Origin of the sequence: Sneathiella sp. (assembly GCF_041689005.1) — a bacterium.
In the GTDB taxonomy this organism is placed as follows: Bacteria; Pseudomonadota; Alphaproteobacteria; order Sneathiellales; family Sneathiellaceae; genus Sneathiella.
The window spans coordinates 1-7,840 of record NZ_JBDNHC010000160.1; the positions used below are offsets into that span (position 1 = coordinate 1).

The 7,840-nt window shown below is 54.7% G+C and carries 10 protein-coding genes; 9 read left to right on the top strand and 1 reads right to left on the bottom strand.

Annotated features, from left to right (window positions below; genetic code table 11):
- Positions 1–231: 231 nt before the first annotated feature.
- The 3 genes from ACESNI_RS17425 to ACESNI_RS17435 all read left to right on the top strand — a co-directional run bounded on the left by ACESNI_RS17425 (position 232) and on the right by ACESNI_RS17435 (position 1,651).
- Positions 232–873 carry a hypothetical protein gene (locus ACESNI_RS17425; RefSeq protein WP_373089332.1) on the top strand — a complete coding sequence of 214 codons (642 nt, stop codon included), beginning with the start codon at positions 232–234 and terminating at the stop codon, positions 871–873.
- Between the two features lie 29 nt (positions 874–902).
- Entirely contained in the window at positions 903–1,136 is a 234-nt protein-coding gene (locus ACESNI_RS17430) for an HGGxSTG domain-containing protein (RefSeq protein ID WP_373089334.1), read from the top strand.
- Positions 1,137–1,306: 170 nt separating this feature from the next.
- Positions 1,307–1,651, top strand: a complete 345-nt coding sequence (locus ACESNI_RS17435; RefSeq protein WP_373089336.1) for a hypothetical protein — start codon at positions 1,307–1,309, stop codon at positions 1,649–1,651.
- Between the two features lie 45 nt (positions 1,652–1,696).
- On the opposite strand, the gene ACESNI_RS17440 is transcribed toward ACESNI_RS17435, so the two are convergent.
- A complete protein-coding gene (locus ACESNI_RS17440) occupies positions 1,697–1,936 on the bottom strand; it encodes a multiprotein-bridging factor 1 family protein (RefSeq protein ID WP_373089338.1) in 240 nt (79 codons plus the stop codon).
- A gap of 34 nt (positions 1,937–1,970) precedes the next feature.
- Here ACESNI_RS17440 and ACESNI_RS17445 point away from each other — a divergent pair, with 34 nt between their 5' ends.
- The 6 genes from ACESNI_RS17445 to ACESNI_RS17470 all read left to right on the top strand — a co-directional run bounded on the left by ACESNI_RS17445 (position 1,971) and on the right by ACESNI_RS17470 (position 7,669).
- Positions 1,971–2,891: a tyrosine-type recombinase/integrase gene (locus ACESNI_RS17445; protein WP_373089340.1), complete on the top strand. Its 921-nt coding sequence runs from the start codon at positions 1,971–1,973 to the stop codon at positions 2,889–2,891.
- Positions 2,892–3,117: 226 nt separating this feature from the next.
- A complete protein-coding gene (locus ACESNI_RS17450; protein WP_373089342.1) occupies positions 3,118–3,474 on the top strand; it encodes a MarR family EPS-associated transcriptional regulator in 357 nt (118 codons plus the stop codon).
- Positions 3,475–3,781: 307 nt separating this feature from the next.
- Entirely contained in the window at positions 3,782–4,948 is a 1,167-nt protein-coding gene (locus tag ACESNI_RS17455) for a glycosyltransferase (RefSeq protein WP_373089344.1), read from the top strand.
- Entirely contained in the window at positions 4,945–6,018 is a 1,074-nt protein-coding gene (locus ACESNI_RS17460; protein WP_373089346.1) for a hypothetical protein, read from the top strand. Before ACESNI_RS17455 ends, ACESNI_RS17460 begins: the two co-directional genes overlap by 4 nt.
- Positions 6,018–6,722 (top strand): hypothetical protein, encoded by a 705-nt coding sequence (locus tag ACESNI_RS17465; protein ID WP_373089348.1) that lies wholly within the window; start codon positions 6,018–6,020, stop codon positions 6,720–6,722. Before ACESNI_RS17460 ends, ACESNI_RS17465 begins: the two co-directional genes overlap by 1 nt.
- A complete protein-coding gene (locus ACESNI_RS17470; RefSeq protein WP_373089350.1) occupies positions 6,701–7,669 on the top strand; it encodes a hypothetical protein in 969 nt (322 codons plus the stop codon). Before ACESNI_RS17465 ends, ACESNI_RS17470 begins: the two co-directional genes overlap by 22 nt.
- The last annotated feature ends 171 nt before the right edge of the window (positions 7,670–7,840 follow it).

Consider the following 7,840-nt stretch of genomic DNA (forward strand, 5'->3'; position numbering starts at 1 on the left):
CATAAATGCAGGGTCAAATTTCTTGGATTGTTTAAATCTGCGGTTTCGCTTTGCAATTAGGCAGCGCATTTGGCCTGATTGTCTGCGATCATTGTTCGATCCTAGCGCCAAGACTTAAAACGAGAGGGCAGGCGTTATCGGGAGTTTGATGGGGGCGGGGGCGGGTTGACCCTGAAAATGCAAAACAACCCTATCCACTGTAGGATTTCAGATCTTGCCTGACGGCACTTGATGGCCCACATTCCGGGGATGGCGCGCAAAAAAGATCCAACCCCCAAAGCCAAGCCGGCCGAGCGTGCGCTGACAGAGCGACTGCCTGCTCACCAGCTCTGGCCGGTCGATAAGGTTGTCAAAACAAGCTGGATCGCGGTTGAGCGAGAGAAGCTCAACGAGATCGCAAGCCTGTTATGGCTTCCTGAAGATATGGATGAGGCCGCCAAGAATGCCCGGATCATCAAGGCGGTCGATCTGTTCGAAAGTATCAAGCCTGCAGACGGGATGGAGGCGATGCTGGCGGTACAAATGGTCGGAGCGCATGAAGCGGCGATGGAATGCCTCCGTCGAGCGATGGTACCTGGCCAAACCTTCGAAGGCCGCGCCAACAATCTGGGCCATGCGCAAAAGATGATGAGCCTCTATGCTCGGCAGCTGGCCGCACTCGACAAGCATCGCGGCAAGGGTGAGCAGAAGGTCACGGTAAAACATGTCCATGTCGCAAGCGGCGGCCAGGCCATCGTCGGAAATGTCGAAGCGGGCACGGCCGCCGAGCCCGAGTCTGCGCCCAGCGCGCGCCCAGCCTCCCTCGAGGCACCCAGCGTGCCGCTGCCGTCGGCAGGCCCCGAGAGGGTTCGCACAAGGGGCCGCCGCAAATGAGCGGCACGCATCCGCGCAATACGCGCGGCATGCATGATGCGCCGCGGTGCGGCGCGCAGACCCGCACTGGCAAGCCTTGCCAGGCGCCGGCGACAAAGGGCTATCGGCGCTGCCGCATGCATGGCGGGGCGAAGGGGTCTGGAGCGCCGCGCGGCAATCAGAACGCCCTGAAATCCGGCCTCTATACAGCGGACAGTCTGGCCATGCGCCGACGCGTCACGCAGCTCATTCGGACGAGCCGGGAAATCATCGAGAAGATTTGATCCGGGTGCGAGATTTGCATCGCGAAGGTCTTTCAAGAAGCGCGGCCGGCAGGCTGGGCAAGGGTTTCTTGCTTTGTTTATCCTGGTCCTTCAGAGGGGCGCTCTGGCGGCGCCATGGCCGCGCTGCCCAACCCCAAAATCGGTCCCCAACCATGCTCTCAGGAATCCTTGTGAAGGCTCTGCCAGTAGTTTTTTGGCTGACCCTTGTATTTACGATGGTCTTGGCCCTGTTGCCGCAGCCTCCTGTAGTGCTGGAGGTGAATGACAAGCTGCAACATATGGCTGCCTTTGCGGCCCTGACCCTTCTTGCGGCGGTCAGTTTTCCGCAGATGCCTTACCGGCGCATTTTTGTGGCCATGGCAGCCTTGGGAGCGGCGATTGAAGTTCTGCAAATGATCCCCTCGCTTCAGCGCGATGCGCAGGTGTCCGACTGGCTTGCCGATTGCGCGGCAATCATAGCTGTCTTGCTCTTCTGCGCGGCCGTGCGCTGGCTGCGTCGCAAGGCTGCTCGCTAACGGCTCTTCTAGCCGTGGCTTCAGCCCGCGTCAGTCCGTCGGCGCTTAGCGCGGAGGGTGGATGCGAATGCCGGGGCCGTCATCAGCTGTGCGGATGAATTCGATGCCGCCGGCTTCGAGAGTGGATTGGAGTGCCAGAAGGTTGGCGCGCGTTGTGTTTGGCAGCCCATCATCGGTTTCTGCCCTCGTGATCGTACTGGTGCTGACCTCGGACCGGGTCGCCAGTTCCCGCACTGACCAGCGGAGGGCGTTCCTTGCCATTCGAATTTGAACACCTGCTAGCATTGACTATAAGCTCCAGTGATGTTATTTACATCATATGATAGTTAAATTATCTCATGATAATATTCAAAGACACGATTGGCGCGCAGAATTCAAGCGGCTTGAGGGGGCTTATGCCCCGGCGACCATTAAGTCGTATTACACAGATGTGCGGATATTCGCCGAATGGTGCGATGCGCGGGGGCTTGAGGCATTGCATGCCGCTGCCGAAACCGTGTGTGATTTTCTCGAACATCAAGGGGTAACCCTATGCCCTTCGAGCGTGCGCCGCAGGCTCTACGCTATCCGCAAAGTCCACCGTCTGCTGAATCTGCCGGACCCGACAAATGATGAAAATGTGAACCTGGCGCTGCGCCGTGTGCGCCGATCGAAGCTTGGGCGTCCCAAACAAGCAAAGGGCATGACCCGCGCGCATCTTCAGCGCTGCCTCGACGTCCAGCCAGATACACCTTGGGGCCTGCGCAACCGGGCCATGCTGTCGCTGGGCTATGACTTGCTGACCCGCCGCTCGGAATTGGTGGCGCTTATGAGCAGCGACATCGAACTGCGCGGTGATGGTACGCTGCGCGCCATCATCCGCCGCAGTAAAACCGATCCCTTCGGGATGGGGCGCATTGGCTTTACCTCTCGCCGATCGGCTCGCTTGGTTGGCGAGTGGCTTGCGTGGCGCGGGAACGCAATCGACCCATTGTTCTGCGGAATCTACCAGGGCAAGCCGATCAACCGTTCGCTCGAGACAACCAAGGTTAAGCTGATCATCAAGGAGGCTGTTGCTGCAGCCGGACTTCCGCCTGAGGAGGTTGCGGCGTTCTCGGGGCACTCGCTCCGCGTGGGCGCCGCGCAAGATCTCCTATGCGCGGGCTTTGACACAGCGGCCATCATGCGCGCCGGTGGCTGGAAATCGGTGAATGTGCTGGCGCGTTATCTTGAATATGCCGAGCACAATGTGTGGGCGTGATGTGGGTAAGGGGATCGGTTGTGTATCCGTTTATTCCGAAAGCGATGAACAGCTGTGCCCACGGGCCCATGTTGGATGGCCTTTTTCGAGCAACGCTAAATAATCATTGCGCGACGATTATGCGTGTTGGCAGTGTATCAGATTGCGCTAAAGACTGACCATGTTCAAAACTGAACGAGGCTCGTTTCTCGTCCAGTGCGGTAGCCAATGAGCCCCAATTGCAGTCATGAAAACTTCAGATATCTCAAAATACGAGGCATTGAAGTTCAGTGTGATGCGGATAGTCGAGGCCAACCCCAACGTGACGCAAAGGGAGTTGAACCAAGAGCTTGGCATAAGCCTTGGCCGAGTAAACTATTGCCTCAACGCTTTGACGGAAATCGGTTTCATTAAGGTCGAGAACTTCAAGGCATCTTCCACAAAGTGGCGCTACGCGTACATCCTGACACCATCCGGCATTGCCGAGAAAGCTGCTCTTACAGGTAAGTTTCTGGCTAGGAAGTTGCGAGAATATGATGCCTTGAAGGCGGAAATTGGGGCGATTCAGAAAGAAGCCCAAACCGTTGTTGAGCCGCATACATGAGAGTTTGCGTTATCGAACGTTTGAGCTGATTTCCCCATTCGGTTGCACGCACGATTCAAGTCCTGGAATAGATAAGGCTCGTAGAACCCAAAGTAGTATGCGAGAGGTTGTTCTTTAATGGACCAGCAGGAGGTTTGTGAGCGCAAAGTGGTATCTCACCTGTAAGGCATTTGATGTACGAGGTTGATAACACTGATTCCGTATTTAATTTAACGAGAAATTTGCATCAATGCTAATTATTAAGGCAGGGCAAGCAGGGCGTAATAGTCCAGCCGCATTACCCCATTGCCCTGAGAGATAACTCGCTATGAAGAGCCTACTTATCGTTGCGCCCTACAGTACCCTGCCAACAGACAAATTCGTCAACCGGTTCTCTTATTTGGCTAGGTATTTTGCCGACAATGATTACCGCACGACCTTCGTGACAAGCACCTTTTCGCATTTTGAGAAGTCGTTTCGTGATGCTTGTTCGACGGAGAGGCATCCTAATCTGGAGGTTGTCCTCGTTGACGAGCCCGGCTATCCGAAAAATGTAGGGCTGCAACGTCTGCACAGTATCCGGCAGTTCCGGAAGAATTTCCGACGTCACTTTCCTTCTCTCGAAGACTACGACATTGTGTATTCTGCTTATCCTACTATTGGCCACAACATCGATATTTTGCAGAGGATAGATCGGACGCGGACCGCGCTAATAGTCGATATCCAGGATATCTGGCCCGAATCCTTCAGTTCCGTAGTGCCGGCCATTGCAAAGGTGCCGCCGCGCTTGCTGCCCTTCGCACGTGCCGCCGACCGGGTCTATTCCGGCGCTGACGGATTAATTGCAGTCTCGCGCACTTATCTTGCTCGAGGAAGGGAGGCGAATGAACACTGTTCTTCTTTAGTAGCCTATCTCGGATCAGAATTTGAGATGGTCGAAACTCGTCCTATGCGCCTTGACGCGATCCAGCTCTTCTACATTGGAACATTGTCGTATAGTTACGATATCGCAACAGTCGTCGTTGCAGTGAATCGACTGGTCACTGCCGGGTGGAAGATCGAGTTGAATATCTTCGGCACTGGTCCTGACTTAGGCAGATTGAAAGGCCTAGAGCATCGTGGAACCTGCTTCCATGGAACGGTCCCTTACCGAGAGCTGGAAGCGCGGTTGCGCGAGCAGCACGTCGCTGTGAACCCGATTCGGAGCGGTGCCGGACAAACGATTACCAACAAGCTATGCGACTATCTCGCTCTTGGCTGTCCTCTCCTGAATTCGCAGAAGGGGTGGGAGGTCGATGACGTGTTAGCCAATGTCCATCATCACAATTATCTGGCAGGTAATGTTGAATCGGCGATGGCTGCGATCGTCTCCTTGGCCGAGGACCCACGGCTATACGATGAATGGATCTGCAACTCTGCTTTTTCCCGTGATCGGATTGTCGAGGACATCGCTCGCTTCGTCGATGAACTACGCCCATCGCGAGTATCAGCATGAGCCTAGTCCGCCTCAAGGTGGCTGCTTACGCCCACTTGTCGCCCGTGTTTTTTTTCGCTCTCACTCGTCTTTACTGGATGGCCCTGTCACTCGCGTCGCGAACTTTGGGATTCAGCGGCTCGCATCTCGCGCTTTCACTGCGGGTCTCCCAGCGGCGCTTGGGGGATAGAGATCTTAGCCTTCTCTCACGGCCCACTTATGCCGCGCTCGCCAAATGGAACGCGGCGTTCGAAGATTACGAGAAGACGTCACCGTCGCGAACGTTAAGGCTGGCCTGGACGCACAAGCCGTTGGGGGGCAACTATGGCGATTGGCTTTCCCCTTTTCTCCTACATCGGGTAACCGGTGCTCGCATAGTCCACGCAGACTTAGGTGAGGCGCGCCGCTATCCGCATCTCGTGTCGCTTGGATCCATCATTACTTACGCAAACCGTTACTCGTCGGTTCTTGGTGCCGGCGTTAACTCGGTGTCCGACTATATCGATCCTTTGGCTGATTTCCGCATGGTCCGTGGATTTGTGACCCGGGATCTCCTGCCGAGACAGGCCCGGTCAAGTGAGATTGTGTGCTGCGACCCGGGTTTCTTTTTGGGGCACATTTACCAACCCCGAGAGCCGAAGAATAAGAACAGGCGCCTTTTCATTCCTCATATTAATCATTACAGTAAATTCCGGTCTGTCGAGCACGAGGATTTTGATCTGGTCGACGCCAGGCGCTGCTGCGCAGCGGATGTCGAAGCCCTGATCGATGAAATTGCAGGGGCATCGGAGGTGGTTACCAGCGCCATGCACGTCTTCGTGACTTGCTGTGTCTATGGTGTTCGTTGCGCACTCATTAAGCCGATGGATGTCACGTCCGGTGTCTCGGGTGACGGTATCAAGTACCAAGATTGTATGAGCCCGGTGCTAAACGAGGATTTCCGACCGAAGTTGGTCGAAATGCGTGCCGGCGTTCGCCTGTCCGAATGCGTCGAGACACGTCGATATAACCTCGACTTCGATCACATCGCCCAGTCGTTCAACCAGTTTCGTTCTTTCCTCGCTGAAAGCGGCAAAACGCGGGGAAGCTAATGATCTTGCTCCTGTTTCTTATCACTGTACTTTTTGTGCTCTATTGCGGGGGGGAATCCCTCGCGAGTATCGCGCGTCATGCAGGCACCGTGACGGGACATTATCCACTCGGCCTTATGTTGTCGAACCAAGTTTACAGCATCAATCGGCTCACAGGCTTTATGATCGCGCCGCTGCTCGGCCTCTATGTCGATGGTGGCGGGTCGCAGCAAATGCTGAAGAACTTTGCCATGGTCGGCTGCTTTGGTTCGATGTTGCTTCTAATGCTGACCTTGAGAATCTGGCCAGTGCTACTAAAGTTCTGTGCTCGTCTACTGCAGGGCGTCGAGAAACATGGTTTCACCCTAGCAGCATTGGGGTATCCAGCTGGTCATAAGGATTGTAATGAATCAGACCTCGGCTTCCGGAGCCGAAAACGAGATGTAGCGATTATCCTCGGACAGAGCTTCGCCACCTCTCTTGCAATGCCGGCGGCATTCATTCTTAATATCCTAGCCATCCGCTATCCTCATTTTCAAGCCACACTTGTTCAGTCCGCGACGGCCATCAGTGGCGTCGGAAACCTTGTACTAAACTTTTATATATTTCCGAAGACAGCCCTCGCGGAAACGAGGGGTAACGCCGATCACATCTATTATTCTGCGATGATAGGAAAGATCCTCGGAATCGGGATATTCTCAACATGCATAATCGCAATTTTGTAGCTATAGCCTATATTTCAGCGGTCCTGGCCATTGCGGTGATGTTCTCATTGAGTTGGGATAGCTATGGTGGGATAGACGTTGATAGATACTGGGACTATTCGTATGTACTGGATCTGGGGAACACCTTCTACGTCAAAGAATTGGTGTCGTGGGTTCTCCTCCAGCTAGTAGGCCTGCAGTTCGACCGCCCCCATTTCGTCTTGGGGGTTGGCGTCTACACGCTAGTGGCATCGGTGCTGGCGGTAGGGCCCAGCAGAGGGGTTCTGCTCTATGCATCGTTCCTTTCTCCGTTTGGTATTCTCCTACAGTTCAACGTCATGCGTCAGGGCTTCGCCACAGTCTTTATTGCCGGGGCATGCCTTGCTTTGGCGCGGGGCCGGATAGGGCGAAGCGCGGTCTGTTCGGTCTTAGGCGTCCTGAGCCACAATTCCGCCCTAATACCGCTTGCATTTGTATACGGGACTTACGCGCTCTCGCGATTAAGTATGCCTTGGCGGATGGCCCTCATCTCTGCGACAATCCTGCTAATCGCAACTGTGACACAATTGGGGCTTTCCGAGCAACTCTTGATCGCCAAGGCGGACTCTCTGGCGCTTCTGATGGCAGATGGGTTGGAGAATTTCATCTACTGTATTCTCGCACTAAGCCTGTGTGTCGCCTTGTGGCTGCAGAAGGGGGAGGGTGACGACCTCATTGTGGTGTGTGTTGGGTTGGCCTTAGCAATCATTACGTTGCTTGTTAGTACCATTGCTTTTTCGATTCCAAGCTGGATAATGGGTCGGTTAGCTATTTCTATTGTCGTGGTCTGCACCTTCCTCCTGCTAAACAACCTACTTCCAGTTGGTCGGTCAATTAGTCTGAAGGCGGCTGCGGCTACGTCAGGTATTTTCCTATTTGCGGGCGCTCTGATTCTCATGCACCCCGGCGCGCTCTCTATGATCGGCTAGTAATGCGATGTTCCTTCTTCGCCTTCACGCTACCAAGAAGCCACCATCATCCGGGCAAGACTCTCCACGTCGAGTTTTATCCAGTAGGTGGAATGGATACTGATCCAGAGTGCCATTCGACATGATAAACTGCAAAGCTGGGAAGGACGATGGAACTATAATTGGCACAGA

Excerpts from the sequence above, each read along its gene's own strand:
- ACESNI_RS17425 (WP_373089332.1), top strand. The coding sequence starts at position 232 with ATGGCCCACATTCCGGGGATGGCGCGCAAAAAAGATCCAACCCCCAAA.
- ACESNI_RS17430 (WP_373089334.1), top strand. The coding sequence starts at position 903 with ATGCATGATGCGCCGCGGTGCGGCGCGCAGACCCGCACTGGCAAGCCT.
- ACESNI_RS17440 (WP_373089338.1), bottom strand. The coding sequence starts at position 1,936 with ATGCTAGCAGGTGTTCAAATTCGAATGGCAAGGAACGCCCTCCGCTGG.
- ACESNI_RS17445 (WP_373089340.1), top strand. The coding sequence starts at position 1,971 with ATGATAGTTAAATTATCTCATGATAATATTCAAAGACACGATTGGCGC.
- ACESNI_RS17450 (WP_373089342.1), top strand. The coding sequence starts at position 3,118 with ATGAAAACTTCAGATATCTCAAAATACGAGGCATTGAAGTTCAGTGTG.
- ACESNI_RS17455 (WP_373089344.1), top strand. The coding sequence starts at position 3,782 with ATGAAGAGCCTACTTATCGTTGCGCCCTACAGTACCCTGCCAACAGAC.
- ACESNI_RS17460 (WP_373089346.1), top strand. The coding sequence starts at position 4,945 with ATGAGCCTAGTCCGCCTCAAGGTGGCTGCTTACGCCCACTTGTCGCCC.
- ACESNI_RS17465 (WP_373089348.1), top strand. The coding sequence starts at position 6,018 with ATGATCTTGCTCCTGTTTCTTATCACTGTACTTTTTGTGCTCTATTGC.
- ACESNI_RS17470 (WP_373089350.1), top strand. The coding sequence starts at position 6,701 with ATGCATAATCGCAATTTTGTAGCTATAGCCTATATTTCAGCGGTCCTG.